This is a genomic window from Pseudomonas sp. NFIX49 (assembly GCF_900115915.1).
In the GTDB taxonomy this organism is placed as follows: domain Bacteria; phylum Pseudomonadota; class Gammaproteobacteria; order Pseudomonadales; family Pseudomonadaceae; genus Aquipseudomonas; species Aquipseudomonas pharyngis.
This window is the reverse complement of the sequence record NZ_FOYE01000003.1, coordinates 700,396-727,004: the sequence shown is the minus strand read 5'-3', so window position 1 is coordinate 727,004 and position 26,609 is coordinate 700,396. Positions and strand designations below refer to the sequence as shown.

Genomic DNA, 26,609 nt, shown 5'->3' with positions numbered 1-26,609 from the left:
AAAAAGAGGATTTTTTGAATGTCGCAGAAATTTGACGTAGTAGTGATCGGTGCGGGCCCTGGCGGCTACGTGGCAGCTATCAAGGCCGCGCAACTCGGCCTGAGCACTGCCTGCATCGAGAAGTACACCGATGCTGAAGGCAAGCAAGCCCTGGGCGGCACCTGCCTGAACGTAGGCTGCATTCCTTCCAAGGCGCTGCTGGACAGCTCCTGGAAATACAAGGAAGCGAAAGAAAGCTTCAACGTCCACGGTATCTCGACCGGCGAAGTCAAAATGGACGTCGCTGCGATGGTTGGCCGCAAGGCTGGCATCGTCAAGAACCTGACCGGTGGTGTTGCCACTCTGTTCAAGGCCAACGGCGTTACTTCGATCCAGGGCCACGGCAAACTGCTGGCCGGCAAGAAAGTCGAAGTCACCAAGCCGGACGGCTCGGTTGAAGTCATCGAAGCCGAAAACGTCATTCTGGCTCCAGGCTCGCGTCCGATCGACATTCCACCGGCTCCGGTCGATCAGAAAGTCATCGTCGATTCGACCGGCGCTCTGGAATTCCAATCCGTACCTAAACGTCTGGGCGTGATCGGCGCTGGCGTGATCGGTCTGGAGCTGGGTTCGGTCTGGTCGCGTCTGGGTGCGGAAGTGACTGTTCTGGAAGCCCTGGACACCTTCCTGATGGCGGCGGACACCGCGGTTTCCAAGGAAGCGCTGAAAACCCTGACCAAACAGGGTCTGGACATCAAACTGGGCGCTCGCGTAACCGGCTCGAAAGTGAACGGCGACGAAGTCGTTGTGAACTACACCGACGCCAACGGCGAACAGACCATCACTTTCGACAAGCTGATCGTAGCCGTTGGTCGCCGTCCGGTGACCACTGATCTGCTGGCTGCCGACAGCGGCGTGACCCTGGACGAGCGCGGTTTCGTGCACGTTGACGATCACTGCGCCACCACCGTGCCGGGCGTATACGCCATCGGTGACGTGGTTCGCGGCATGATGCTGGCTCACAAGGCCTCGGAAGAGGGCATCATGGTTGTAGAGCGCATCAAGGGCCACAAGGCCCAGATGAACTATGACCTGATCCCTTCGGTTATTTATACTCACCCGGAAATCGCATGGGTCGGTAAAACCGAGCAGGCCTTGAAAGCTGAAGGCGTTGAAGTTAACGTCGGCACCTTCCCGTTCGCAGCATCCGGCCGTGCCATGGCCGCCAACGATACCGGTGGTTTCGTCAAGGTCATCGCCGATGCCAAGACTGACCGCGTATTGGGCGTGCACGTGATTGGCCCGAGCGCTGCAGAACTGGTTCAGCAGGGCGCGATCGGTATGGAATTCGGCACCAGCGCTGAAGACCTGGGCATGATGGTTTTCTCCCATCCGACCCTGTCTGAAGCCTTGCACGAAGCAGCTTTGGCAGTGAATGGCGGCGCCATCCACATTGCCAACCGCAAGAAGCGTTAAGACACAATAAGAAACCACGGCGGTACGGCCCGTCGTGAGCCTTGCGTGCAAGACTCACCGCGGAATGTCCGCTGGACGCAGCCTTGCGTAGCTCAGCTACGCAAGCAGCAGTCACAGGTGGCGCGGCACTCATAAAGAGCGCAGCGCCGAATGCGCAGTACCTAACGAAGACGGTAAAAAGCATGAATCTTCACGAGTATCAGGGTAAGCAGCTGTTCGCTGAATACGGCCTGCCAGTTTCCACTGGTTTCGCAGTAGACACCCCGGAAGCAGCAGCAGAAGCTTGCGACAAAATCGGCGGCAACGAGTGGGTTGTCAAAGCCCAGGTTCACGCCGGTGGTCGCGGTAAAGCGGGCGGCGTCAAGCTGGTTCGCAGCAAAGAAGACGCCAAAGCCTTCGCACAGCAGTGGCTGGGCAAGCGTCTGGTGACTTACCAGACTGACGCCAACGGCCAGCCAGTCACCAAGATCCTGGTTGAATCGTGCACTGATATCGCTAAAGAGCTGTACCTGGGCGCTGTCGTTGACCGTTCGAGCCGTCGCATCGTGTTCATGGCTTCCACCGAAGGTGGCGTGGACATCGAGAAAATCGCTCACGACACTCCAGAAAAAATTCTGAAAGCCACTATCGACCCACTGGTTGGCGCTCAGCCATTCCAGGGTCGCGAGCTGGCGTTCCAGCTGGGTCTGGAAGGTAAGCAGGTTGCTCAGTTCGCCAAGATCTTCGTAGGTCTGGCCAAGCTGTTCAAGGATCACGACCTGGCTCTGCTGGAAGTGAACCCGCTGGTGATCAAGGCTGACGGCGATCTGCACTGCCTGGACGCCAAGATCAACATCGACGCCAACGCAATGTACCGTCAGCCCAAGCTGAAGACTTTCCACGATCCGTCGCAGGACGATCCGCGCGAAGCGCACGCTGCCAAGTTCGAACTGAACTACGTAGCGCTGGAAGGCAACATCGGCTGCATGGTGAACGGTGCCGGCCTGGCCATGGGTACCATGGACATCGTCAACCTGCACGGCGGCAAGCCAGCCAACTTCCTCGACGTAGGTGGTGGTGCTACCAAAGAACGCGTGACCGAAGCTTTCAAAATCATTCTGTCCGACAGCAATGTCGCTGCAGTACTGGTTAACATCTTCGGCGGCATCGTTCGTTGCGACATGATTGCCGAAGGCATCATCGGTGCAGTGAAAGAAGTCGGCGTGAAAATCCCGGTTGTTGTTCGTCTTGAAGGCAACAACGCTGAACTGGGCGCTAAAGTACTGGCAGAAAGCGGTTTGAACATCATCGCTGCTACCAGCCTGACCGACGCTGCTCAACAAGTCGTTAAAGCTGCGGAGGGCAAGTAATGAGCGTCCTGATCAATAAAGACACCAAAGTAATCTGCCAGGGCTTCACCGGCGCGCAGGGTACTTTCCACTCCGAACAAGCCATTGCCTACGGCACCAAAATGGTTGGCGGCGTGACCCCAGGCAAAGGTGGCACCACTCACCTGAACCTGCCTGTGTTCAACACCGTGAAAGAAGCTGTAGAAGCCACTGGCGCCACCGCCAGCGTAATCTACGTTCCGGCTCCTTTCTGCAAGGACTCGATCCTGGAAGCAGCTTTCGGCGGCATCAAGCTGATCGTCTGCATCACCGAAGGCATTCCTACCCTGGACATGCTGGACGCCAAAGTTAAGTGCGACGAGCTGGGTGTTACCCTGATCGGCCCTAACTGCCCAGGCGTGATCACCCCAGGCGAATGCAAGATCGGCATCATGCCAGGTCACATTCACTTGCCAGGCAAGGTCGGTATCGTTTCCCGTTCCGGCACCCTGACCTACGAAGCTGTGAAGCAGACCACTGACGCCGGTTTCGGTCAGTCGACTTGCGTCGGCATCGGCGGTGACCCGATCCCGGGTTCGAACTTCATCGACATCCTGAAGCTGTTCCAGGAAGACCCGAAGACCGAAGCGATCGTCATGATCGGCGAGATCGGCGGTTCGGCTGAAGAAGAAGCGGCTGCCTACATCAAGGCTAACGTGACCAAGCCGGTTGTTTCCTACATCGCTGGTGTGACTGCTCCTCCGGGCAAGCGCATGGGCCATGCTGGCGCAATCATCTCCGGCGGCAAAGGCACTGCAGACGAGAAATTCGCTGCTCTGCAAGACGCAGGCGTGAAAACCGTGCGTTCGCTGGCAGACATCGGCAAGGCCCTGGCCGAGCTGACTGGCTGGGAAGTGAAGAAGTAAGCTTCGGCTGACTTCTCTGCTCCAGCAACAAAGGCCACCTTCGGGTGGCCTTTGTCGTTTCTGGCGTTCGGGTGGACGATGGCAATTTTATAAGCACTCACCCAATAACATGCAAAAACGCGACACAGAAACGTCGCGTATCGGATAGTTCGCCCTCTAACAGTGCGTTTGTCGGGCAAATTCGTTAGGCTAGCCGCCATTTTGCGTCTGCCGCCCACAAGGCATGCAACGCGCTAAACGGGTCAGTCTTATACGGATTGACAGCATTTCCCTAACCCCACAGGGAAATCCCCCTCTAAATTCCGATTCAGTAGTGTGGTATTTCCTTAATGAAAGTTTTGAAAGGTCAGGACATCCTGGCACTTGGCTTTATGACATTCGCCCTGTTCGTCGGGGCCGGCAACATCATCTTCCCGCCTATCGTCGGTTTGCAGTCCGGGCCCAACGTCTGGATCGCGGCGCTGGGCTTTCTGATCACGGCGGTCGGTCTGCCGGTGGTCACCGTGGTCGCACTGGCTAAGGTCGGTGGCGCCATGGACGCGCTCAGCAGCCCGATCGGCAAGATCGCGGGCGGCGTGCTGGCAGCGGCTTGCTACCTGGCCGTCGGCCCGCTGTTCGCCACCCCGCGTACCGCGACCGTTTCCTTTGAAGTAGGTCTGGCGCCGCTGACCGGCGAGAGCCCGCTGGCACTGTTCCTCTACAGTTCGGTGTACTTCCTGCTGGTGTTCTTCATTTCGCTCTACCCTGGGCGTCTGCTGGACACCGTCGGTCGCTTCCTCGCGCCGCTGAAGATCATCGCTCTGGCCGTGCTCGGCATCGCCGCATTCGCACTGCCGGCCGGTGACATCGGCGTGGCCACTCCGGAATACGTTGCGGCACCGTTCTCCCAGGGCTTCATCAATGGTTACCTGACCATGGATACCCTCGGCGCACTGGTGTTCGGCATCGTCATCGTCAACGCGATCCGCTCCCGTGGCGTCGAGTCGCCGGCGCTGATCACCCGTTACGCGATCATTGCCGGGCTGATTGCCGGTGTCGGTCTGGCGCTGGTGTATGTCAGCCTGTTCCGTCTGGGTTCCGGCAGCCATGAAGTGGCGGCGGGCGCGACCAACGGTGCGGCGGTGCTGCACGCTTACGTGCAACACACCTTCGGTTCGCTGGGCAGTGGCTTCCTCGCCGTGCTGATTTCCCTGGCGTGTCTGGTGACAGCGGTTGGCCTGACCTGCGCCTGTGCCGAATACTTCAGCCGCGTATTGCCGCTGTCCTACAAGACTCTGGTGATCATTCTGGCGGCGTTCTCGCTGCTGGTGTCCAACCTGGGTCTGACCAAGCTGATCGCGTTCTCGATCCCGGTACTGACCGCGATCTACCCGCCGTGCATCGTGCTGGTGGCCCTGAGCTTCTGTGCGGCGTTCTGGCATGAACAGAGCCGCATCATGGGCCCGGTAATGTTGGTGTCGTTTGTGTTCGGTACCATCGATGCCCTGAAAGGCGCCGGTCTGGCTGACTGGATGCCATCGCAACTGGCCCACCTGCCGCTGAGCGAGCAAGGTCTGGCGTGGCTGGTGCCGTGCGTGATGACCCTGGTGGTTGCCGTGGTTTGCGACCGCCTGCTGGGCAAGCGCGCCGAAGCACTCGCCTAAGACTGCCGGGCCGCCACAAGCGGCTGCCGAGCGATTAAACAGAAATGCCCCGTATCAATCGATGCGGGGCATTTTTTGTATTTCACACACTATTGTTGGTAGCGAGATAGCGGACGACGGTAGCCGTATTGAATTGGTAGCGACAGTTGCCGGATGCAATGATTTTGTTGTCAGGTTGCACGACGACTGACTCCCATAGTTCTCGATCATACCCGATATTCGTTTCTTGAAATCCAGCGGTTCCGAAGGTGGTATCAGGTTTGCCTGTCACATCGTATCGGGCGACTAGCGAACTTTCATAACTCCTGAGACCGAGCAGGCCTGCAACAACAATTCCACTGATTGTGTTTCCACCTATCGCGCTCCATGCGTTGGCCTCTCCTGTTGGCGCTTCACTGACCACAGGCTTGCCTCCGTTGAAAACGAGGTTGGGGCTGCCATTAGCGTTGTAAAAAGCAATTACGCCTCTTCGCTCACGCCCCCAGACGTCATTCGAATTCAGATCTCGCGATCCAGCGACAATAACGCTGCCATCCGGATTCAGCATCATGCTCGAAAACCCTGTGTATACGCCGTCCACTCGGATTCGGATTTCGCCGTTCTGCCCAAATCCCTGGTCGGGTGTTCCATTGGGGTGGTAGCGGGCGATGAGGCCCTCATAGTCAAATGTGGAGCCTGCAATGGTGATCTTTCCGTCGTTCGATACGGCCACAGCTGCGATGCGGTAATTGGTGTTCAGACTGCCGCTGCCATTGAACGATAAGTCTGGAGAACCGTCGTGTGAGAATTTTTGGATCAGTGTCCATGAAGTGAATACGATTGCACCATCAGGGCCGATTGCAACGTTGGAAAGGGGAGAGTTCGAGGTATTTGCCGACATCGCTATCAGGCTCAATACATTGGGATTCGCAATCGGTGGGACGATCACTACGCCGTCATCACCAAAAGTTTGGTCACGAGTTCCATCTGAAAGAAGGCGCAGGATGGCTTGATTCTGAGCATCAGTACCATAATGGGTGCCGATCAGAATAATGCTGCCGTCGTCATTTCGTTGAGCCCCAGATGGAAACGCGGGAGCACCATCCTTGAAGCCGCCGGTGAATATTCCGTTATTGGCGAATCCGGTATCCAGGGTGCCGTTTTCCAGGAGTTGAACCAGCTGGAAGTCCAGGCGATCCTCCCATCTGACGCTTCCCCACATCAAGATTTTGCCTTCGTCGAGTCGTGCCACAATGTCAAGGGTGTTGCTCCCTGGGAGGGAAAAATCATAGGCAACTCCATCTTCACCAAACGTGGGATCAAAGCCTTGGTTGTTCTGACTTTTTTTCGCGCGTGTCTGAGCTGGTTTTGACATGGTTGGTGCTCCGGGATGGCGGTTGATCATTCTCCAATGACGTTACTCGGCTGAAGTCCACCTTGCACCTGTCAGAATTGACAGCTATTGATTGCACACGACCAATAGAATTCTCAATAAGCGGTGCCTTTTGCGCTCATCTGGCGTCCAAGCTGGGTTCATGTCGCGAGGGTAAAACTATGAAGTTATTGCTTGCGCGGAAACTTTTCTTGCTACTTGCCTAGCTATCATCAAAGGACCTGCATGTCGTTCATCCAAGCCAACCTGATCCATCTGCTGGCCGCGCTCTGGTTTGTCATCTGCTGGGGCGGTTACACCCGTTATGCCACTTGGAAGGGCCGTGACACCGCGTGCCTGGCCAGCGTGCTGCACCTGTACCGCGAAGACTGGATGCGCCGCATGCTGCTGCGCGACAACCGCATCGCCGATGCCAGCGTGATCGGCAACCTTGAGCGCAACGCCTCGTTCTTCGCCTCCAGCACGCTGATTATCCTGGCGGGCATTCTGACCGTGCTCGGCGCTTCCGAGCGCGCGGTGTCATTGCTGGCGGATATTCCGATGGTGCAACAGGCCTCGCAGGGCATGTCGGAGATCAAGTTGCTGTGCCTGGCGCTGGTGTTCGTCTATGCCTTCTTCACCTTCAGCTGGTGCATGCGCCAGTACAACTTCGCCGCGATTCTGGTCGGCTCGGCCCCGATGATCGGTGAGCGGCAAGTCTCGGAGCAGGAGCGCAAGGCGTTCGCCTCGCGGGCAGCTCGGGTGATTTCGATGGCGGCCAACCAGTTCAACTTCGGTCTGCGTTCCTATTACTTCGGGATGAGCATGCTGGCGTGGTTCGTCAGCCCGTGGCTGTTCATGTTGATGAGCGCCGGCGTGGTGCTGGTGTTGTATCGCCGGGAGTTTCATTCCGACGTGCTCGATGTAATGGTCTATACCCCTACAGAGGCGCCATTGCCCGAAGCGAACAAAGAGGCTGCTTGATGAGTATTCCGTTCTGGTGTGTGTTTATCAGTGCATTGTTGATCTACGTGGCGCGTATGCCGGTCGGCAAGGCCATGAAAGAGCAGGGCGGTTACAACAACCACCTGCCGCGTCAGCAGCAGGCGCAACTCACCGGTTACGGCGCCCGGGCACTGGCGGCACATCAGAACAGCATCGAAGCGTTCATCCTGTTCGCCGTTGGCGTGCTGATGGCGCATACCACGCAGACGGCGGGATGGCTGATCGATACATTGGCGATCATCTTCGTGATCTCACGGATTTTCTATCTGTGGTTCTACCTGGCGGATCTTCCCAAGCTGCGCAGTCTGGTCTGGCTGGTCGGCTTAGTGTGTTCATTGTTGCTGATGATTAGTCCGACTTTTAGAACTGTTTTGCTCTAAGACGGCATGGGCAAAAAATCACAGACAAAAGAAAACCCGCACTTGGCGGGTTTTCTTTTGAGTTGTCGAGAAGCGGCTTATTGCTTCTTGGCAGCTTCTTCTTGCGCTGCAGCGTTCGATTCGGCCTGAGCTTTGGCAGCTTCGGCGTTTTCTTTCGCTGCGTCGTTCACTTTATCCTGAGCTTTGTTCATGTCTTGCTGAGCTTGTTCAGCATGTTGGTTGGCATCTTGAGCTTTGTCCTCGGATTTTTTATCGCAGGCAGCGAGACCGAGGGAAGCGGTCAACATCAAGGCAATAGCTAAAGTCTTACGCATGGGGTGTTTCTCCTTATGGAAAATAACTACTGGCCTTAAGAGCTCAGGCCCACGGCTTAAGTTCCTCATTTCTTTCAGATATATAAGTTTGTTTTGCAATGGAACTTTTGCTGTTCTTTCCACTACTGGGAATAGCCACTAACAAGAGTAATTATCAAATGGCCGAAAACCCCGTTTTTGAGCGTGCGACACGGTTTCTCTCGTCCCTGCGCCACTGTCAGGTGCTGGGATTGAAGGTGCACAGCGCAAGTAGCGAAGGCCTGACTGTGGTGCTGCCGTACAGTGCGCAAATCGTCGGCAATCCGCTGACCGGCGTCATCCACGGCGGGGCGATCACGTCGCTGATGGACACCGCGTGCGGCATGTCGACCCTTTGCGTCCTGCCGGAATTCGAAGTCTGCCCGACCCTCGATCTGCGCATCGATTACATGCATGCCGCCGAGCCGCATAAAGATGTTTACGGCTTCGCCCAATGTTATCGAGTCACCACCGATGTGATCTTCGCTTGCGGATTTGCCTATCAGGATGATCCCGAGCAACCGATTGCCCATGTCGTCGGCACCTTCATGCGCATGGGCAAAGGCCTGAAAGGCACCAAAGGCTTCGGTGGCGCGATCAAGGGAGAAACCCCATGAGCGACGACTTCAAGCAGCAATTGCAAGAGGCACACGAGAAGGGTGACTACGCGCCGCTCCTGAAGCTGATTCCCTATGCCGGGCTGATCGGCGTCGAGTGTTCGCGGGTCGGTGATGACTTGCTGTTCAAGCTGCCGGCCAACAAGGACAACATTGGTAACCCTTTATTGCCGGCGATCCACGGCGGGGTAATTGCCGGGTTCATGGAGCTGTCCGCGGCCCTGCACCTGCTGATTTTCACCGGCGCGCCCGGTGTGCCGAAGATTATCGATTTTTCCCTCGATTACCTGCGGGCCGGGCAGTTTCGCGATACCTGGGCCCGATGTCAGGTCTGCCGTCAGGGCCGGCGGGTGGCCAACGTCGCGGTCACGGCCTGGCAAAGTACCGAAAGCGAACCGATTGCCACTGCCCGTGCTCACTTCAAAATCGATGAGCCCTTGAAATCCTGAACCACGCCCCCAACTCACAGAACAACCCGCCGCCGACCAGCAAGGTCGCGGCCAATGCCATCTGATTGGAGTTTGATGACCATGAGTGTGGAAACTCAAAAGGAAACCCTGGGCTTCCAGACCGAGGTGAAGCAACTGCTGCACCTCATGATCCATTCGCTGTATTCCAACAAGGAAATCTTCCTTCGCGAATTGATCTCGAACGCCTCTGACGCTGTCGACAAATTGCGCTTCGAAGCCCTGGCCAAGCCTGAGTTGCTCGAAGGTGGCGATGAACTGAAAATCCGTGTGAGCTTCGACAAGGACGCCCAGACCGTCACCCTCGAAGACAACGGCATCGGCATGAACCGTGACGATGTGATCACCCACCTGGGTACCATCGCCAAATCCGGCACTGCCGATTTCATGAAAAACCTGTCCGGCGATCAGAAGAAGGATTCGCACCTGATCGGTCAGTTCGGCGTGGGTTTCTACTCGGCCTTCATCGTTGCCGACAAAGTTGACGTGTACAGCCGTCGCGCCGGCACCGCTGCCAGCGAAGGCGTGCACTGGTCGTCGAAAGGCGAGGGCGAATTTGAAGTCGCCACCATCGACAAACCGGAACGCGGCACCCGCATCGTCCTGCACCTGAAATCCGGTGAAGACGAGTTCGCCGATGGCTGGCGTCTGCGCAACATCATCAAGAAGTACTCCGACCACATCGCGCTGCCGATCGAGCTGCCAAAAGAAGTGGCCGCTGCCGAAGGCGAAGAGAAGCCTGAAGTTGAATGGGAAACCGTCAACCGCGCCAGCGCCCTGTGGACCCGTCCTCGCACTGAAGTGAAGGACGAGGAATACCAGGAGTTCTACAAACACATCGCCCACGACTTCGAAAATCCGCTGTCGTGGAGTCACAACAAGGTTGAAGGCAAGCTCGAGTACAGCTCGCTGCTGTACGTGCCGGCCCGCGCACCGTTCGATCTGTACCAGCGTGAAGCGTCGAAAGGCCTGAAGCTGTACGTGCAGCGCGTGTTCGTGATGGATCAGGCCGAGTCGTTCCTGCCGCTGTACCTGCGCTTCATCAAGGGCGTGGTCGACTCCAACGACCTGTCGCTGAACGTGTCGCGGGAAATCCTGCAGAAAGACCCGATCATCGACTCGATGAAGTCGGCGCTGACCAAGCGCGTGCTGGACATGCTGGAAAAACTGGCAAAGAACGAGCCTGAGCAATACAAGGGCTTCTGGAAGAACTTCGGTCAGGTCATGAAAGAAGGCCCGGCAGAAGATTTCGCCAACAAGGAAAAAATTGCCGGTCTGCTGCGCTTCGCATCGACCAACGGCACCGACGGCGAGCAGATCGTCGGTCTGGCCGAGTACCTGGCGCGCGCCAAGGAAGGTCAGGACAAGATCTACTACCTCACCGGCGAAACCTACGCGCAGGTCAAGAACAGCCCGCACCTGGAAGTCTTCCGCAAGAAAGGCATCGAAGTGCTGCTGCTGACCGACCGTATCGACGAGTGGCTGATGAGTTACCTCAGCGATTTCGACGGCAAGACGTTTGTCGACGTCGCGCGCGGTGACCTGGATCTGGGCAACCTGGACTCGGAAGAGGACAAGAAGGCCCAGGAAGAAGTCGCCAAGTCGAAAGAAGGTCTGGTCGAGCGTCTGAAAACCGCACTGGGCGACTCCGTTGCCGAAGTCCGGGTTTCCCATCGCCTGACGGATTCGCCGGCCATTCTGGCCATCGGCGAGCAGGACCTGGGTCTGCAAATGCGTCAGATCCTCGAGGCCAGCGGGCAGAAGGTGCCGGATTCGAAGCCGATCTTCGAATTCAACCCGAGCCACCCGCTGATCGCGAAGCTCGACAACGAAACCAGCGAAGAGCGTTTTGGCGACCTGTCGCACATCCTCTTCGACCAGGCCGCGCTGGCGGCTGGCGACAGCTTGAAAGACCCGGCCGCTTACGTGAGCCGCCTGAACAAGCTGCTGGTCGAGCTGTCCGCTTGATCAAACTGTAGAAAAACCCGCTTCGGCGGGTTTTTTCATTCTGGTGTTCAACCAATCAGGAGTCAGAAATGAGCCAAGTCACTGTACGTTCCGTGGTCTATCAGATTGACGGCCAGCCTTATGAAGGTCGCCTGGCGTTCGACGCCGAGCACAAAGGCGCGCGTCCGGGTCTGTTGATGGCGCCGAACTGGATGGGTGTCAGCGCTGGCGCTGAAGAGATCGCCAAATCGGTGGCGGCCAAGGGTTATGTGGTGCTGATCGCTGACGTGTACGGCCAGGCCGTGCGTCCGCAGAATGCCGATCAGGCCGGTGCGGCAATGATGCCGCTGAAGAATGACCGCGCGCTGCTGCGCAAGCGTATGCAGGCCGCGTTCGAACAATTGCAGAAGCAGGGCGAGGCGGCGGTCGATACCTCGAAACTGGCGGTGTTCGGTTTCTGCTTCGGCGGCTGCTGTGCGCTGGATCTGGCGCGCACCGGTGCGCCGGTGAAAGCGGCAGTGTCGTTCCACGGCACGCTGGATTCGCCGAACCCGGCGGACGCGAAGAACATCAAGGGCTCGGTACTGGTGTTGCACGGTGCTTCCGACCCGCTGGTGCCGAAAGAGCAGTTGCCGGCATTCGAGGACGAGATGAACGCGGCAGGCGTGGATTGGCAGTTGTTGAGCTACGGCGGTGCGGTGCACTCGTTCACCGATCCGCACGCCAATGTACCGGGCAAGATGATGTACGACGCGAAGACCGCAGCGCGGGCGTTCAAGTCGATGCATGACTTGCTGGAAGAAGTGTTCAAGGGCTGAATCGGCTGAACACACTCCCACGCCTGGCGTGGGAGTGTGGCTTTACAGCGGTGTCGGTTCGCTGCGCGATTTAGGCAGCTCGATCCGCTCGACTTCCCCCGGCACCGTCGGCCAGTCCCCGGCCGCCCACTTGCGTCGCGCCTCATCGATCGCCGCCGGATCGCTCGCAACAAAATTCCAGTTGATCCGCCGTGGCCCGTCCAGTGGCGCACCGCCGAACAACACTGCGTGACTGTCGCTCTCGGCAAACAGGCTCATCTCTTCCCCAGCCGGCAACACCACCAGCGCATGGGGTTCGACCGCTTCGCCATTCAATTGCACATCACCGCTCAACACATACAGCGCCCGCTCGTCATGTTCGGTCGGGATCAGCAGCGTGGTCGCGGTTTGCATCTTCAGTTCGGCATACAGCGTAGGAGAAAGCACCGGCACCGGCGATTCCAGGCAAAAGCCTGACCCGGCGATCATGCGGATCTGTACACCGAGGTTATCGCTGACCGGCAAGGTCGAGGCCGGGTGATGGCTGTAATGCCCCGGGCCTTGTTCGTGATCCTTGGGCGAGGCGAGCCAGATTTGCAGGCCGTGCATCTTGAAGCTTTGCTCCCACAGCGGTTCGGGCGTGCGCTCGACGTGCGCGATCGCCGTGCCGGCCGTCATCCAGCTGACATCGCCGGCGCTGACCACCTGATCCGAACCCAGGCTGTCCTTGTGCTGGATCTGTCCTTCGAACAAATACGTGAGGGTCGACAGACCGATGTGCGGATGCTGTCGGATGTTCATGCCTTTGCCCGCCGGATAAACCGTTTCGAGCATGTGGTCGAAAAACACAAAAGGCCCAACGCTGCGGCATTTGGCTGACGGCAGCGGGCGCAGGATCGGCTGGCCTTCGACGTCTTCGGCGCGCGGGCGGATGATCAGGGGTTGGGTGTCCATGGTCCATTTCCAGGCTGAGCGGGTGATGCGTGGAGCATAACCCGCCGGTGTCATCGAGGTGATTACTGGCTGTCGAAGCCGACTGGCGCGTGGGTTTCGATGGTGACTTCGCTGGTGGTCATCAGCTTGTGGATCGGGCAGCGATCGGCGACGCGCAGCAGTTCTTCGCGCTGGGCATCGGTGAGCACGCCCTTGAGGGTGAGGGTCACGTGCAGGGCGTACTTGCCTTTCTGTTCCTCGCTGTTGTCACGTTTGACCTCAACGCCGACGCCGGTCAGCGGGATGTCCTTTTTCTTCGCGTACAGCTTCAGGGTCAGAGCCTTGCAGGCACCGAGGGCGGCATCGAAGTAATCGTGCGGCTCCGGCGCCGAGCCTTCGCCGCCGGCAGTCGTCGGGACGTCTGCAAACAGCTCATGCTCATCGATCTGAACAGTGTGGCGAAAACCTTCGGCGGACACGGTATTGACGGTAACGGTCATGTGAACCTCGCAAGCTGTAGGAAAAGGGATTCGATCAAAAAAGACCTTGCAGGTATAGAGCATTTCCCACACAGGCGCGTTCCACTTTCTTGCCGGGTGAACCCTCGTCGCCCGGCGAGGGTCTAGGCTATGCCTGTCTGCCGGAGAATGCTTGTGTCCGTGTTTCGTTTGAGCCTTGCCTGCCTGATGGCTTTCACCGGCGCCGCCAGTGCCCGGGATTACACCTACAGTGACGCGCACCTGCATTACGTGGATTTTTTCCAGGAAACCGCCGGCATGCCGAAATTGCTGACGGCCATGAAGGAAAATGCCATCGAGCATGTGATGATTTCCGGCATTCCCGTGGCGAAGAAATGGCACGAAGACGAGCCGAAGCGCCCGCGTTACTACGCCGGCGATGATGCCGATGCCTATTGGTACAGCGCGACTGACGTGATCGTCGCCGACGCGGTGCAGAAGCTGACACCTGAGCAACGCCAGTACTTTCACCCGTTTCTTTCAGGCTTCAACCCCAACGACAAGAACTCCGCCGCGCATATCCAGCGCATGCTCGATCTGTATCCCGGCTTGTGGCAGGGCATAGGCGAAGTCTTTACCCGTCACGACGATCTCACCGCGTTGACATCCGGCGACACGCCACGCGCCAACAACGAAGCCATGACCCGCATCTATCACCTGGCCGCTGAAAACGATCTGCCGGTGATGTTGCATTCCAACATCACCTCCAAGCGTGAGAAGAACCCCCTGTACCTGAAGGAAATCGAAGAGCCGCTGCGTAATCATCCGCACACCCGGTTCATCTGGGCGCATGCCGGCACCAGCGCCGAAATCCACCGTCATCAGACGCAGCTGGATTTTCTGCTGCCGACCCTGACGCGAATGCTGGAGGCGTACCCGAACCTGTTTATTGATCTGTCGTGGAGCTTGCTGACGCCTTATCTGCTGGACGAAAAGGGGCAACCGCGAGCGGACTGGGTGCAACTGGTGGAGCGCTACCCGGATCGCTTCATGCTCGGTTCGGACGTGGTCGGGCGATTCAATAAACTCGGCAAGGAAATCCACGGCTTCAAGCCGTTTCTCGACGCCTTGCCGGAAGCGGTGGCGAAAAAAGTCGCACGGGACAACTTCTTGGCGATATTGCCGCGAACAGCGCTCAAGTCCGGCAAACCCGCGCTGAATCGTTAATGCCGACGGTTCGTAGGATCAAGGCCTTTTGATATCGCGTTTTGGTCTTACGCATTTTTTAAAAGGGCCGATACCTTCTAGAGCAACCAGCTGCAGGGTTGATGCAGCGCTTTTGGAAGGAACCAGAGCAATGAGTATCCGTAGTCTCAATATTGCGCCCCGAGCCGGGCTGGGTTTTGGCGTGCTGGCGCTGATGGTGTTTGCCCTTGGGGCGTTTGCCCTGCTGCAGATGTCGAACATGCGCGCGCAGTCCGACGAGGTCGACAATAACTGGCTGCCCAGCGTGATGGCGGTGGGCGAGATGAGCCAGGACATGCTGCGTTTGCGTGCGCTGACCATGCGCCTGTTGCTCAATCGCGATCCGCAGGCGCTGGATCAGAACGTGGCCAAGCTCAATGATTTGCGTGGAGTGCTGAGTGAAGCCCAGCAACGCTACGACATCCTGATCGCATTGCCCGAAGAGCGCGCGCTGTTCGACCGCTTCAAGGTCGCCGAACACAAGTACCTGGAACTTCAGGCGCAGGTGATGACGTTATCTGCTCAGGGACGAGTGGAGGAGGCGGCCGCCATTCTCAACGGGCAGATGAGCCCGCTGGCGGATGAAATTGCAGTGACCCTGCGTGAGTTGGTCGAGTTGAACAAGCACAACGCCAACCTCGCCACTGAGGCCGCACGGCTGGTGTTCACCAACTCGCGGGTGTGGGTCGGGGTGATGATCGGCATCACTGCGCTGATTACCATCGCGCTGGCGTTGTTGCTGACCCGCAGCATCGTGCTGCCGCTATCGCAATCGCTCAATGTCGCGGAAGTGGTGGCCGGTGGCGATCTGACCGGGGATATCAGCATTTCCGGCAAGGACGAACCGGCGCGGCTGCTGCACGCGCTCAAGAGCATGCAGCACAACCTGCGGGACACTATCCGCCAGATCTCCGAGTCCTCCAGTCAGCTGGCCTCGGCCTCGGAAGAGTTGAGCTGCGTCACCGAAGACGCGACGCGGGGGCTGCATCAGCAGAGTCTGGAAATAGAACAGGCGGCCACGGCAGTCAATCAGATGACCGCCGCCGTGGAAGAGGTGGCGAGCAATGCCGTCGCGACTTCCGAGGCTTCCCGTGAGTCTGATCGCATTGCCCAGCATGGTCGCGAGCAGGTGCAGCAGACCGTGTCGTCCATCGAGCTGTTGGCGGACGATGTCACCGCCAATGCCTCGCAGGTGGAGGATCTGGCGCAGAAGGTCTACAGCATCAGCAAAGTGCTGGACGTGATCCGCTCGATTGCCGAACAGACCAATCTGCTGGCATTGAATGCGGCGATCGAGGCTGCCCGGGCGGGAGATGCCGGACGGGGTTTTGCGGTGGTGGCGGACGAAGTGCGGGCGCTGGCCCATCGCACTCAGCAGTCGACGCGGGAAATCGAGCAGATGATCGGCGGCATTCAGCAGGGCACCGATTCGGCGGTCAGTTCGATGCAGCAGAGCAATATTCGGGCGCGCTCGACCCTGGAGCTGGCGAAGGCCGCCGGCGTTGCGCTGGAGGAAATCGCTTCGGCGTTTACCTTGATCAACGAGCGCAACCTGGTGATCGCCAGTGCGTCGGAAGAGCAAGCGGCCGTGGCGCGGGAAGTGGACCGCAACCTGATGAACATCCGTGATCTGGCGATGCAGACCTCGGCGGGGGCCAATCAGACCAGTGCCGCGAGTCAGGAACTGTCGCGGCTGGCGGTGGATCTGAACAGCATGGTGGCCAGGTTCTCGGTCTGATCAGCGTTCGACAGGCGAAAAAAAGCCCCGCATTTGCGGGGCTTTTTGATTTTGTTTCGGATCAGCTGCCTTTGACCGTCTTGCCGTTGACCGTACCGTCGAGGAGCATGATGTTGTACTCCTTGCCGTCGGTTTCGACCTGTTGCAGGCGAACCAGCAGGTAATCCCAGTCCTTGGCGAACCACAGGACGGTGATGCGCTTGCTTTGTGTCGGGTCGCGAACGCGCTCGACCTTGATCGCATCGATCTGGCCGGCCTTGGTTTCGACTTTTTCCGAACCCAGCACGCGGAAGTCGTAGGTATCGACTTCGCCATCATCGACCACCTGATAGCTCATGCTTTTCTTGCCGGCGGCCACGTCATGCTGCAGCGCCAGTTGATAGGTGGATTTGTCGACCATGCCGCGGTTGAGCGGGATTTTCACCGCGTCGCCGCGGTCGGTTCCGGTCACCAGCTTGTTGGCCCAGTCGAAGTCCAGGTCAGCCTTTTTCGCCTTGCCCAGACCACCGCGTTCGAAGTGGTAGGACTGTGGCAGCAGGGTGTCCTTGTCCAGGGTCAGGGTGCTTTCCTCGGACAGGCTGGCAATCATCATCGAGGCTTTGAAGCTGAGCTTCCAGACGCCGTTGGCCTGTTTGGTCAGGCTGCGCTCGGCGGTGCCGCTCATGGGCAGCTGTTTCCAGTCGGCGGTGTAGCTGGCGGAGAACGGTTGAAGGTCTGCCGCCTGCGCGAAGGGCAGGGCGAGCAGAGCGCAAGCGAAGAGCAGGGCGCGACGCATAATATCTCCTAGTTTCGAATCAAGTGACCGCTGGCCGGCAGTGGCTGGCCATCCAGTAAAGCACCTTGCTCGCCGAGGCTCAGCCGTCCTTCGGCGAACCAGCGTATGGCCATCGGGTAGATCAGGTGTTCCTGAGCGTGAACCCGCTGCGCCAGACTTTGCGGCGAATCGTGCAACTCTACCGGGATTACTGCCTGTACGACCAGTGGTCCGCCATCGAGTTCCTCGGTGACGAAGTGCACGGAGCAGCCGTGTTCGGCGTCGCCGGCCTCCAGCGCGCGCTGGTGAGTGTGTAACCCTTTGTATTTGGGTAGCAGCGACGGGTGGATGTTGAGCAGGCGACCCTGGTAGTGACGGACGAAGTCAGCGCTGAGAATGCGCATGAAGCCGGCCAGTACCACGAGTTTGGGGTTGAATTCGTCGATCAGTTCGATCAGGGCGGTATCGAAGGCCTCGCGGCCCTCGAATCCCTTGTGATCCAGCGAGCGGGTGGCGATACCCGCGTCACTGGCGCGTTGCAGGCCGTAGGCGTCGGCGCGGTTGGAAATCACCGCAGCGATGCGGACCGGGCTGTCGCCGGTCCGCGTGCTGTCGATCAGGGCCTGCAAGTTACTGCCGGTGCCAGACAACAGCACCACGACATCACAGGTCTGGGACATCAGTGAGCCTTGAGGTTCTTCAGTTCGACCTGAGCCGCGCCTTCGGCAGCGACAGCGATCTGACCGATGACCCAAGGCTGCTCGCCGGCGTCACGCAGGGTGTTCAGGGCAACTTCAACGTGCTCCTGAGCCACGCAGATCACCATGCCCACGCCGCAGTTCAGCACGCGGTGCATTTCGGTTTCGTCGACGTTGCCTTTCTCTTGCAGCCAGTCGAAGACGGCCGGGCGGTTCCAGCTGGCCACGTCAACCACGGCTTGAGCGCCTTTTGGCAGAACGCGCGGGATGTTGTCGAGCAGGCCACCACCGGTGATGTGGGCCATGGCCTTGACCGCACCGGTGTCCTTGATCAGCTTGAGCAGCGGCTTCACGTAGATGCGGGTCGGAGCCATCAGCAGTTCGGTCAGCGGCTTGCCGTCGAGCTGAACGGTTTCGATGTCGGCACCGGACACTTCGATGATCTTGCGGATCAGCGAGTAGCCGTTGGAGTGCGGGCCGGACGATGGCAGGGCGATCAGGGCATCACCGGTGGCGACTTTCGAGCCGTCGATGATTTCGGCTTTTTCCACGACGCCGACGCAGAAGCCGGCCAGGTCGTAGTCTTCGCCTTCGTACATGCCCGGCATTTCAGCGGTTTCGCCGCCGACCAGCGAGCAGCCAGCCAGTTCGCAGCCTGCACCGATACCGGTGACCACAGTGGCGGCCACGTCGACGTTCAACTTGCCGGTGGCGTAGTAGTCGAGGAAGAACAGCGGCTCGGCGCCGCACACCACCAGATCGTTGACGCACATGGCGACCAGGTCCTGACCGATGCTGTCGTGCTTGTTCAGGTTCAGCGCCAGACGCAGCTTGGTGCCGACGCCGTCAGTACCGGAAACCAGTACCGGCTGCTTGTAACCGGCCGGGATCTCGCAGAGGGCGCCGAAACCGCCCAGGCCGCCCATGACTTCCGGGCGCGCAGTGCGCTTGGCGACGCTCTTGATGCGTTCGACCAATGCTTCACCGGCGTCGATGTCTACACCGGCGTCCTTGTAGCTCAGGGAGGGTTGCTTGCTCATGATCCAGGCCTTTAGGGGAGGGGATTCAGGGGTAACGACCGAGTTCAGCGGGAACGCCGAATCCGACAGGGGCGATTGCCTCACGCGAAGTTCGGGGTGCCCGGCTGTTGCCGGTCTGCGAAGGCGCGCGATTTTATCAGGCTTGAGGGGCAGCGGCCATCCTCACGCCGACGGGCAGGGGCATATCGATGGAAAAATTTTGCAATTGACGCTGTGGATGACATCACGGGTGCCTGTATAAGGAACCGTCTATCGTTAGGACTGTGCAAAAACTTACCGACCGCGTGTGAATGTTTTGCGACGGCCTGTGGTCACAGGCTTGCCACAACGGTGCACGCGGCCTGTTCCAGCCGCTCTTGTCGACGGGAATTCTCCATGCGTTTTTGTAAATTGCTGTTAGTGGGTGGTTTGTCTCTGATCAGCCTGGCGACCCAGGCGGAAAATCTCAAAGGTCTTTATCAGGTGCGCGAACCGGTCACTGGCCAGTCGCCAGAGGAGCGCGATCGCGCGACCCAGGCTGCGCTGGATACGCTGGTGCTGCGCCTGACCGGTGACCCGAAGGCCCCGCAGAACCCGGGGCTGGCGCCGGTTCGCAAGGATCCGCAGCAGATCATCAGTCAGTTCGGTTTCGATGCCGGGCCGCCGGAAGTGCTGAAGGTCGATTTCGATCCGGGAACCACCGAGCAGGCGTTGCGCCGCGCCGGGCTGGCGCTGTGGGGTGCCAACCGGCCTTCGATCCTGAGCTGGTGGCTGAACGATTCGACCGAGGGTTCGAGCCTGGTGGGCGACGGTCAGGCCAGTGCCGCACCGTTGCGCCGCGCCGCCCAGCACCGTGGATTGCCGTTGCGCCTGCCTTTGGCGGACTTGAGTGAGCAATTGGTCGCAACCGCGCCTGCGCTTGAAGGGGCCGACCCGGCGCCGCTGCGTAACGCTTCCGAGCGCTATAACGCTGACGCCTTGCTCGCCGTGCATGCGCGCGAAGAAAGCGGGCAATGGCAGGCCAAATGGCAATTGTGGCTGGGCGATAAAAAAGAGGCGGGCAACGTGCAGGGCGCGGATCAGGCGGCGGTGGCCGATGCGGTGATGCTGGCGGTCACTGAACGTCTGGCGCCACGCTTTGTGGCCAAGCCGGGCGCGTCCGGCCAGCAGACCCTGGAAGTGCAGGGCATGAATCTGGAGCACTACGCGGCGCTGCTGCGGTTACTCGAACCGTTCGGCGTGCGTCTGCAGAGTGTCGATGCCGATCGCATCCTCTATCGGGTCAACGGCAGTGCCGATCAATTGCGAGCGCAATTGTCGCTGGCGAAGTTGCAGGAACTGCCGGCCGAGGCACCGGCTCCGGTGGCTGCGCCTCAGCCTGCGGTCGTCGGGGCGGCGCCAACCGTTGCGCCGACACCGACACCGACACCGGCGGCGCCGTCCTTGCGGTTCCGCTGGTAGTTTTTCTTTCTTATATATAAGCAATGGAGTGTTACATGGCCGATACGCGGCGTTGGTTCTGGCTCGGTGGGGTGCTCCTGCTTTGCGCGTTTGTCTGGTTGCTGCATCCGATCCTTACGCCGTTTCTGGTGGCGCTGCTGCTCGCCTATCTGTTCGATCCGCTCGTCGATCGTCTGGAACGCCTGGGGCTGTCTCGCACCTGGGGTGTTATCGCGGTGTTCGCCTTGTTCACCCTGATCGTCACTGCGTTGTTGCTGGTGCTGGTGCCGATGCTCGCCAAGCAATTAGTACGGCTGTATGAACTGGCGCCGCAAATGCTCGACTGGTTGCAGCACACTGCCGTGCCATGGGCGCAATCGAAGCTGGGGCTGTCTGACGGCTTCTGGAAGTTCGACAAGGTCAAAGCCGCGATCAGCGAACACATGGGCCAGACCACCGACATCGTCGGTGTGGTGCTGAGTCAGGCGACGGCCTCGAGCCTGGCGCTGATCGGCTGGCTGGCGAATCTGGTGCTGATCCCGGTGGTGAGCTTTTACCTGCTGCGTGACTGGGACGTGATGATGGCCAAGATCCGTGGCCTGTTGCCCCGTGATCGCGAAGAACGTGTGGTGGCGCTGGCGGGTGAGTGCCATGAAGTGCTGGGCGCGTTCGTGCGCGGGCAGTTGCTGGTGATGCTGGCGTTGGGCGTGATCTATGCGGCCGGTCTGATGATTGTCGGGCTGGAGCTGGGCCTGTTGATCGGTCTGATTGCAGGGCTGGCGGCGATTGTGCCGTACATGGGGTTTGTGATCGGCATCGGCGCGGCGCTGATTGCCGGGTTGTTCCAGTTTGGTGGCGATCTGTATCCGATGATCGGGATCGTCGCGGTGTTCATGGTCGGCCAGGCACTGGAAGGCATGGTGCTGACGCCTTTGCTGGTGGGGGATCGGATCGGTCTGCACCCGGTGGCGGTGATTTTCGCGATTCTGGCCGGTGGCGAGCTGTTCGGCTTCACCGGTGTGCTGCTGGCATTGCCGGTGGCGGCGGTGATCATGGTGCTGGTGCGACACGTCCACGATCTGTACAAGGATTCCGACATCTATAGCGGGGTGGATGAGCCGGAGTTGTAATGTGATGCGCGGGCTGCCCGGTGGATTGCCGGGTTGGCCCGTCTCCTGCAGGCCATGGCGCCAAAGAAACTGTCATAAAACCAGCACGTTAACGCAAACCTTTGATTTTGCTTGGGGTCTGTCGCATTGTGCGCTCCGCTTCACGGGTATAAACTTCGCTCACTTTACACAGAGGCCACTAACGGTTCCTTGGGAACTGTTCAGTCAGCATGAAACCGATTCAGCTGCCCCTAGGTGTGCGTCTGCGTGACGACGCCACCTTCATCAACTACTACCCAGGCGCCAATGCCGCTGCACTCGGCTATGTCGAGCGTCTATGCGAAGCCGACGCCGGCTGGACCGAAAGCCTGATCTATCTGTGGGGCAAGCACGGGGTAGGGCGGACGCATCTGTTGCAGGCCGCGTGCCTGCGCTTCGAACAGATGGGTGAACCGGCGGTGTACCTGCCGCTGGCCGAGTTGATGGATCGCGGCATCGAAATTCTCGACAACCTCGAACAGTACGAACTGGTCTGCCTGGATGACTTGCAGGTTATTGCCGGCAAGGCGGACTGGGAAGAGGCGATGTTTCATCTGTTCAACCGTCTGCGTGACAGCGGTCGCCGTCTGCTGATCGCGGCGTCCACTTCGCCGCGTGAACTGCCGATCAAACTCGCCGACCTGAAATCGCGCCTGACCTTGGCGCTGATCTTCCAGATGCGTCCTCTCTCCGATGAAGACAAATTGCGTGCCCTGCAATTGCGCGCATCCCGTCGCGGTCTGCACCTGACCGATGAAGTCGGGCATTTTATTTTGACTCGCGGTACCCGCAGCATGAGCGCGCTTTTCGATCTGCTGGAGCAGCTCGATCAGGCCTCTTTGCAGGCTCAGCGCAAGCTGACCATTCCCTTCCTGAAAGAAACGCTGGGCTGGTAAAACCGGGGCTTTCAGCCGGTTTCGGCATATTTCAGGCGCCAGAAAACCCGCTTTCCTGTGGGGTGCACAGGCCGCGTTTCGATTCAAATAGGCTTAAGCGCTTAGATGTAAACGAGAAACCGGGAAGTCACAAAAAGATCGATTGAATTTGCAAATGAGGCTGATAGCGGGCATAGTCTCGGCTTCTTTACAACTATCAGCCACGGTCGTGCCCATGCTAAAGCGCTTCGCACCCCTCGTGCCTCTCGCACTCGTCACCCTGTTGTTCGGTTGCGCTGCTCATTCACCTGTTAATCAAGAGCAGCAACAACAGGTAAAAAATTCTGCCACCGCCCAGTCCTCTGTTATTTACCAGGAAGAGCTGGACACCGAAAAAGAACTCGCCGACTTCAACGGCAAGAAGCCTTACCAGCTTCCGGTTCTGGCCGACAGCATCCTCGAACGCGGCATGTCCCTGATCGGTACCCGTTACCGTTTCGGCGGTACCTCTGAAGCCGGTTTCGATTGCAGCGGTTTCATCGGCTATCTGTTCCGCGAAGAAGCCGGCATGAACCTGCCACGCTCCACTCGCGAAATGATCAACGTGGATGCGCCGCTGGTTTCGCGCAGCAACCTTGAGCCAGGCGATCTGTTGTTCTTCGCCACCAATGGTCGTCGCGGTCGTGTAAGCCACGCCGGGATCTACCTGGGCGACAACCAGTTCATCCATTCCAGCTCTCGTCGCAGCGGCGGTGTTCGCATCGACAGCCTGGGCGACAGCTACTGGAGCAAGACCTTTATCGAAGCCAAACGCGCTTTGGCGAACGCTCCAACCGTGGTTACCGCTCGCAAGTAATCACGCATTTGTCGCCACGCTGGTGGCGACAAAGCGGCCCTTCAATCGCAATAGACCTAAACTTTACAAGGTGAAGTTAAAGTCTTACTTGAAGTTTGCCGCGTAGCCGCTAGAATCCTGATCTATATTGATGGCAAACCGCCTGCGTCCCAACGCAGGCGGTTTTGTTTTCTATCGAATCGGCAGTCAAAGCCGCAGCCAGATCAGGATGTTCTGCATATGACGATGTCGGCCCGCTTTGCCTTGATGTTCTTCGCCGCGCTGCTCAGCGCCTGCGCCAGCCGCACTCCGCCGCCTGCGCCGGTGGTTCGCGCTCCGATCGTATTCGGATCCTCCCAGACCTTTTCGCCTGCTGCCGAAGACGTGCTGTTCCGCGCGCTGGGGCTGGTCGGCACGCCTTATCGCTGGGGCGGCAATACGCCGGATTCGGGCTTTGATTGCAGTGGCCTGATCGGTTTCGTTTACCGCGATGCCGCCGGCATCAGCCTGCCGCGTTCGACCCGCGAGATGATCGTCATGCAGGCGCCGAACGTCGGCAAGGAAGGGCTGCAGACCGGCGACCTGATCTTCTTCGCCACCAATGGCGGCTCTCAGGTCAGTCATGCGGGGATCTACGTCGGGGAAGGGCGCTTCGTTCATGCACCAGCCACTGGCGGCACGGTAAAGCTGGACAGCCTGTCGAAAGCCTATTGGCAGAAAGCCTATCTGAGCGCCAAGCGCGTTCTGCAGCCGGAGCATCTGGCGCATAACCCGTAATCCAGATACTTAAAAACCCGTGGGAGCTGAATGGCTCCCACGGGTTTTTTAATGCCTGCAATACATTAGCGGGCCGCTGACACCCGCCACACCTTGTTCCCCACGTCATCGGCTACCAGCAACCCACCTTGCTGATCGATCACCACGCCGACCGGGCGACCCAAAGCGTTCTCGTCCTTGTCGAGAAATCCGGTCAGCACGTCCACCGGCGTTCCGCTCGGCTTGCCAGCGGCAAACGGCACAAAGATCACCTTGTAGCCACTGTGCGGCTTGCGGTTCCACGAGCCGTGCTGGCCAATGAATGCGCCTTCCTTGAACTGTGCCGGCAAGCGATTGCCCTCGGCGAAGGTCAGCCCCAGTGATGCGGTGTGCGGGCCGACGGCGTAGTCCGGAGCGATGGCCTTGGCCACCATGTCCGGCCGTTGGGGTTCCACGCGCACGTCAACGTGCTGGCCGTAGTAGCTGAACGGCCAGCCATAGAAACCACCGTCCTTGACCGATGTGATGTAGTCCGGCACCAGATCGCTGCCAATCTCATCGCGTTCGTTGACGGCAGTCCACAGCGCACCGCTTTGCGGCTCCCAGGCCAGGCCGTTGGGATTGCGGATGCCCGAAGCGAAAATCCGGTGGTTGCCGGTGGCGCGATCTACTTCCCAGATCGCCGCACGCCCCTCTTCCTGATCGAGGCCGTTTTCGCCGACGTTGCTGTTCGAGCCGACGGTGACGTACAGCTTGCTGCCGTCTTTGCTGGCGATGACGTTCTTGGTCCAGTGATGGTTGAGCGTGCCGCCCGGCAAATCCACGACCTTGATCGGCTGGCTCTTGATTTCGGTCGCGCCGGGCTCGTAGTTAAAGCGCAGCAGGCGATCGGTATCGGCGACGTACAGATCATTGCCGACCAGGGTCATGCCGAACGGCGAGTTGAGGTTTTGCAGGAACACCGTGCGAGTTTCGGCCACGCCATCATGATCGGCATCGCGCAACAGTGTGATGCGGTTCGGGCTGGGCACGCCGGCGCCGGCACGGCCCATGACTTTCTTCATCACCCAGCCGCGAATGCCCTTGCCGTCGTCGGGTTTGGGTGGGGCGTTGGTTTCCGCCACCAGCACGTCGCCGTTGGGTAGCACATACAACCAGCGCGGGTGATCGAGATTTTCCGCAAAGGCTGCCACCTGAGTGCCTGCCGCTGCCGTCGGCTTCGCGCCGGCCGGCCAGCCAATGGCCGGGGCGATGTTCACCGTCGGGATCAGGGTCTTGTTCGGTTCGGGCAGTTTCGGTGACGGACCGGTGCCGTCGGAGACTTGCAGGCTGGAGGATTCACCACAGGCGGCGAGCCCTCCGGCGAGCACGATGACGAAAACGAGCTGGGGCTTGCGCATTGCTGATCTTCCCTATGAATGCATTCCTAAACATAGAGAAGCGCACAAGCCCGATGGTTCAACCCTCAGCCGCGGGCTTCCTTGAACAGCACGGCAATGCCGGGGTGATAGTTGCCGGCTTCGCTGCGCAATTTGCGGTAGGCGTAGGGGAAATACCAGGCGACGGCGCAGGTGTGTTCCTTCTGCAGGTCGTCGACCATGTCCTGCAATTCCTCCGGGCTGGCGCTGTGCTGGGCTTTTTGCGGGGCGACGAACAGGCAGCCGAGTTTCAGGTCGCTGGCGTAGCTGATGCGCTTGGCGTCGCTGGTGATATCCGCCAGGGCCTGGGTCAGATTCAGGCTGGTGACGCGCGGCCAGCGTTGGGTCGCCTGAATGAAGGCGCGATCCTCGGCGCCAGCAATAAACAAATCGGCACGGGCGTTGCGCTCGCCCTCTTCGTTCTGTTTGCGGGTGGCAGTGTCGCGCAGCGTGACCAGTTCAGCCATCCACGCGGCGGCCGACAGCAGACCGAGGTTGGCTTTTTCGTCGTGCCAGTAGGGCGTGTCGTTGTCGCCGCGCACGGCGTTGTAGCGGTCGATACAGTCAAACCAGCGTTCCAGCACCGGGCGCAGGAATTCCAGCCGCGGATTGCTGATGATCATGCCTTGCATGGGGCTCTCCCTTGTTATTGTGATGGGCTCTCTGCAGTCAAAGAGCATGGCTCTTTGATATCACTGCTGGCAGTGTGGCACAAGATTGGCGTCAGTTAATTGATCGGCGGCAGTTATTCGCCGCACAAGCCCCTCTTCAATTGACGCTCCACCCCCAACCCTCTAACCTTCGCGGCTTGTTTCAGGTGCTCTGTGGCGCATGTCGACAGAGTGAAACAGGGAAGCCGGTGAGGCGGGTCTTCAAGCGATGAACCCTCACGATCCCGGCGCTGCCCCCGCAACGGTAAATGAGTAAAAGCTGCGTCTGATGCCACTGCGTAAAAGCGGGAAGGCGCGCAGCCAGGCCAACGCCGCTCATGAGCCCGGAGACCGGCCTGATCCATCCAGCGGCATCACGGTGGGCGATGCCAGGCTTGTTGCCGTCTATTCTTGT

The 26,609-nt window shown here is 59.2% G+C and carries 26 protein-coding genes and 1 riboswitch; of the genes, 17 read left to right on the top strand and 9 right to left on the bottom strand.

From position 1 onward, the window contains the following. Positions 1 to 18: 18 nt before the first annotated feature. The 4 genes from lpdA to brnQ all read left to right on the top strand — a co-directional run bounded on the left by lpdA (position 19) and on the right by brnQ (position 5,331). Positions 19 to 1,455 (top strand): dihydrolipoyl dehydrogenase, encoded by a 1,437-nt coding sequence (lpdA, locus tag BMZ46_RS11470; protein ID WP_011333117.1) that lies wholly within the window; start codon positions 19 to 21, stop codon positions 1,453 to 1,455. A gap of 182 nt (positions 1,456 to 1,637) precedes the next feature. Further along, positions 1,638 to 2,804, top strand: a complete 1,167-nt coding sequence (gene sucC / locus BMZ46_RS11465; protein ID WP_007959029.1) for an ADP-forming succinate--CoA ligase subunit beta — start codon at positions 1,638 to 1,640, stop codon at positions 2,802 to 2,804. Continuing rightward, positions 2,804 to 3,688 (top strand): succinate--CoA ligase subunit alpha, encoded by an 885-nt coding sequence (gene sucD / locus BMZ46_RS11460; protein WP_011333119.1) that lies wholly within the window; start codon positions 2,804 to 2,806, stop codon positions 3,686 to 3,688. Before sucC ends, sucD begins: the two co-directional genes overlap by 1 nt. Before the next feature lie 329 nt (positions 3,689 to 4,017). Then, a complete protein-coding gene (brnQ, locus tag BMZ46_RS11455; protein ID WP_039769790.1) occupies positions 4,018 to 5,331 on the top strand; it encodes a branched-chain amino acid transport system II carrier protein in 1,314 nt (437 codons plus the stop codon). Positions 5,332 to 5,413: 82 nt separating this feature from the next. On the opposite strand, the gene BMZ46_RS11450 is transcribed toward brnQ, so the two are convergent. Next, the gene (locus BMZ46_RS11450; RefSeq protein ID WP_039769791.1) at positions 5,414 to 6,685 is read right to left on the bottom strand and encodes a delta-60 repeat domain-containing protein; all 1,272 of its coding nucleotides are present in this window, start codon (positions 6,683 to 6,685) and stop codon (positions 5,414 to 5,416) included. Between the two features lie 243 nt (positions 6,686 to 6,928). Here BMZ46_RS11450 and BMZ46_RS11445 point away from each other — a divergent pair, with 243 nt between their 5' ends. Next, complete coding sequence (locus BMZ46_RS11445; protein WP_011333121.1) at positions 6,929 to 7,666, top strand: DUF599 domain-containing protein; 738 nt, start codon at positions 6,929 to 6,931, stop codon at positions 7,664 to 7,666. Further along, a complete protein-coding gene (locus tag BMZ46_RS11440) occupies positions 7,666 to 8,067 on the top strand; it encodes an MAPEG family protein (RefSeq protein ID WP_039769793.1) in 402 nt (133 codons plus the stop codon). The genes BMZ46_RS11445 and BMZ46_RS11440 overlap by 1 nt, the downstream gene beginning before the upstream one ends. A gap of 77 nt (positions 8,068 to 8,144) precedes the next feature. Here BMZ46_RS11440 and BMZ46_RS11435 read toward each other — a convergent pair whose 3' ends face one another. Then, positions 8,145 to 8,381: a hypothetical protein gene (locus tag BMZ46_RS11435; protein ID WP_007959016.1), complete on the bottom strand. Its 237-nt coding sequence runs from the start codon at positions 8,379 to 8,381 to the stop codon at positions 8,145 to 8,147. 158 nt (positions 8,382 to 8,539) lie between these two features. On the opposite strand from BMZ46_RS11435, the gene BMZ46_RS11430 reads away from it, so the two are divergent. The 4 genes from BMZ46_RS11430 to BMZ46_RS11415 all read left to right on the top strand — a co-directional run bounded on the left by BMZ46_RS11430 (position 8,540) and on the right by BMZ46_RS11415 (position 12,248). Beyond that, complete coding sequence (locus BMZ46_RS11430) at positions 8,540 to 9,016, top strand: PaaI family thioesterase (RefSeq protein WP_074687561.1); 477 nt, start codon at positions 8,540 to 8,542, stop codon at positions 9,014 to 9,016. Next, a complete protein-coding gene (locus tag BMZ46_RS11425) occupies positions 9,013 to 9,465 on the top strand; it encodes a PaaI family thioesterase (protein WP_007959014.1) in 453 nt (150 codons plus the stop codon). Before BMZ46_RS11430 ends, BMZ46_RS11425 begins: the two co-directional genes overlap by 4 nt. 81 nt (positions 9,466 to 9,546) lie before the next feature. Further along, complete coding sequence (gene htpG / locus BMZ46_RS11420) at positions 9,547 to 11,451, top strand: molecular chaperone HtpG (protein WP_074687885.1); 1,905 nt, start codon at positions 9,547 to 9,549, stop codon at positions 11,449 to 11,451. A 68-nt stretch (positions 11,452 to 11,519) separates the two neighbouring features. Then, positions 11,520 to 12,248, top strand: a complete 729-nt coding sequence (locus BMZ46_RS11415; RefSeq protein ID WP_074687562.1) for a dienelactone hydrolase family protein — start codon at positions 11,520 to 11,522, stop codon at positions 12,246 to 12,248. Positions 12,249 to 12,290: 42 nt separating this feature from the next. On the opposite strand, the gene BMZ46_RS11410 is transcribed toward BMZ46_RS11415, so the two are convergent. Both BMZ46_RS11410 and BMZ46_RS11405 read right to left on the bottom strand, forming a co-directional pair. Then, complete coding sequence (locus BMZ46_RS11410) at positions 12,291 to 13,181, bottom strand: pirin family protein (RefSeq protein WP_039769798.1); 891 nt, start codon at positions 13,179 to 13,181, stop codon at positions 12,291 to 12,293. A gap of 62 nt (positions 13,182 to 13,243) precedes the next feature. Next, entirely contained in the window at positions 13,244 to 13,660 is a 417-nt protein-coding gene (locus BMZ46_RS11405) for an OsmC family protein (protein WP_074687563.1), read from the bottom strand. Positions 13,661 to 13,789: 129 nt separating this feature from the next. Between BMZ46_RS11405 and BMZ46_RS11400 the strand changes: the two genes are divergently transcribed. Together BMZ46_RS11400 and BMZ46_RS11395 are read left to right on the top strand one after the other, a co-directional pair. Further along, positions 13,790 to 14,845, top strand: a complete 1,056-nt coding sequence (locus tag BMZ46_RS11400; RefSeq protein ID WP_039769801.1) for an amidohydrolase family protein — start codon at positions 13,790 to 13,792, stop codon at positions 14,843 to 14,845. 130 nt (positions 14,846 to 14,975) lie between these two features. Further along, positions 14,976 to 16,601: a methyl-accepting chemotaxis protein gene (locus BMZ46_RS11395; protein ID WP_074687564.1), complete on the top strand. Its 1,626-nt coding sequence runs from the start codon at positions 14,976 to 14,978 to the stop codon at positions 16,599 to 16,601. Between the two features lie 61 nt (positions 16,602 to 16,662). Here BMZ46_RS11395 and BMZ46_RS11390 read toward each other — a convergent pair whose 3' ends face one another. The 3 genes from BMZ46_RS11390 to purM are packed head-to-tail and all read right to left on the bottom strand — an operon-like array spanning position 16,663 to position 19,093. Continuing rightward, on the bottom strand, positions 16,663 to 17,376 hold the full coding sequence (locus BMZ46_RS11390) for a DUF3108 domain-containing protein (protein ID WP_007950391.1): 714 nt from the start codon (positions 17,374 to 17,376) through the stop codon (positions 16,663 to 16,665). A gap of 8 nt (positions 17,377 to 17,384) precedes the next feature. Beyond that, positions 17,385 to 18,035 carry a phosphoribosylglycinamide formyltransferase gene (gene purN / locus BMZ46_RS11385; RefSeq protein ID WP_039769803.1) on the bottom strand — a complete coding sequence of 217 codons (651 nt, stop codon included), beginning with the start codon at positions 18,033 to 18,035 and terminating at the stop codon, positions 17,385 to 17,387. Next, entirely contained in the window at positions 18,035 to 19,093 is a 1,059-nt protein-coding gene (purM, locus tag BMZ46_RS11380) for a phosphoribosylformylglycinamidine cyclo-ligase (protein ID WP_007950393.1), read from the bottom strand. The genes purN and purM overlap by 1 nt, the downstream gene beginning before the upstream one ends. A 375-nt stretch (positions 19,094 to 19,468) precedes the next feature. Here purM and BMZ46_RS11375 point away from each other — a divergent pair, with 375 nt between their 5' ends. The 5 genes from BMZ46_RS11375 to BMZ46_RS11355 all read left to right on the top strand — a co-directional run bounded on the left by BMZ46_RS11375 (position 19,469) and on the right by BMZ46_RS11355 (position 24,147). After that, entirely contained in the window at positions 19,469 to 20,533 is a 1,065-nt protein-coding gene (locus BMZ46_RS11375) for a DUF2066 domain-containing protein (protein WP_074687565.1), read from the top strand. Positions 20,534 to 20,568: 35 nt separating this feature from the next. Then, complete coding sequence (locus BMZ46_RS11370) at positions 20,569 to 21,642, top strand: AI-2E family transporter (RefSeq protein WP_039769808.1); 1,074 nt, start codon at positions 20,569 to 20,571, stop codon at positions 21,640 to 21,642. A 209-nt stretch (positions 21,643 to 21,851) separates the two neighbouring features. Next, on the top strand, positions 21,852 to 22,556 hold the full coding sequence (hda, locus tag BMZ46_RS11365) for a DnaA regulatory inactivator Hda (RefSeq protein ID WP_007950396.1): 705 nt from the start codon (positions 21,852 to 21,854) through the stop codon (positions 22,554 to 22,556). Positions 22,557 to 22,770: 214 nt separating this feature from the next. Beyond that, on the top strand, positions 22,771 to 23,391 hold the full coding sequence (locus BMZ46_RS11360) for a C40 family peptidase (protein WP_039769810.1): 621 nt from the start codon (positions 22,771 to 22,773) through the stop codon (positions 23,389 to 23,391). Positions 23,392 to 23,610: 219 nt separating this feature from the next. Beyond that, on the top strand, positions 23,611 to 24,147 hold the full coding sequence (locus BMZ46_RS11355) for a C40 family peptidase (protein ID WP_039769812.1): 537 nt from the start codon (positions 23,611 to 23,613) through the stop codon (positions 24,145 to 24,147). Between the two features lie 65 nt (positions 24,148 to 24,212). Here BMZ46_RS11355 and BMZ46_RS11350 read toward each other — a convergent pair whose 3' ends face one another. After that, a complete protein-coding gene (locus tag BMZ46_RS11350; RefSeq protein ID WP_074687566.1) occupies positions 24,213 to 25,526 on the bottom strand; it encodes a PQQ-dependent sugar dehydrogenase in 1,314 nt (437 codons plus the stop codon). Between the two features lie 65 nt (positions 25,527 to 25,591). Continuing rightward, positions 25,592 to 26,176: a hypothetical protein gene (locus BMZ46_RS11345; RefSeq protein ID WP_039769816.1), complete on the bottom strand. Its 585-nt coding sequence runs from the start codon at positions 26,174 to 26,176 to the stop codon at positions 25,592 to 25,594. 166 nt (positions 26,177 to 26,342) lie between these two features. After that, a riboswitch (cobalamin riboswitch) is annotated at positions 26,343 to 26,569 on the top strand. Positions 26,570 to 26,609: the final 40 nt, after the last annotated feature.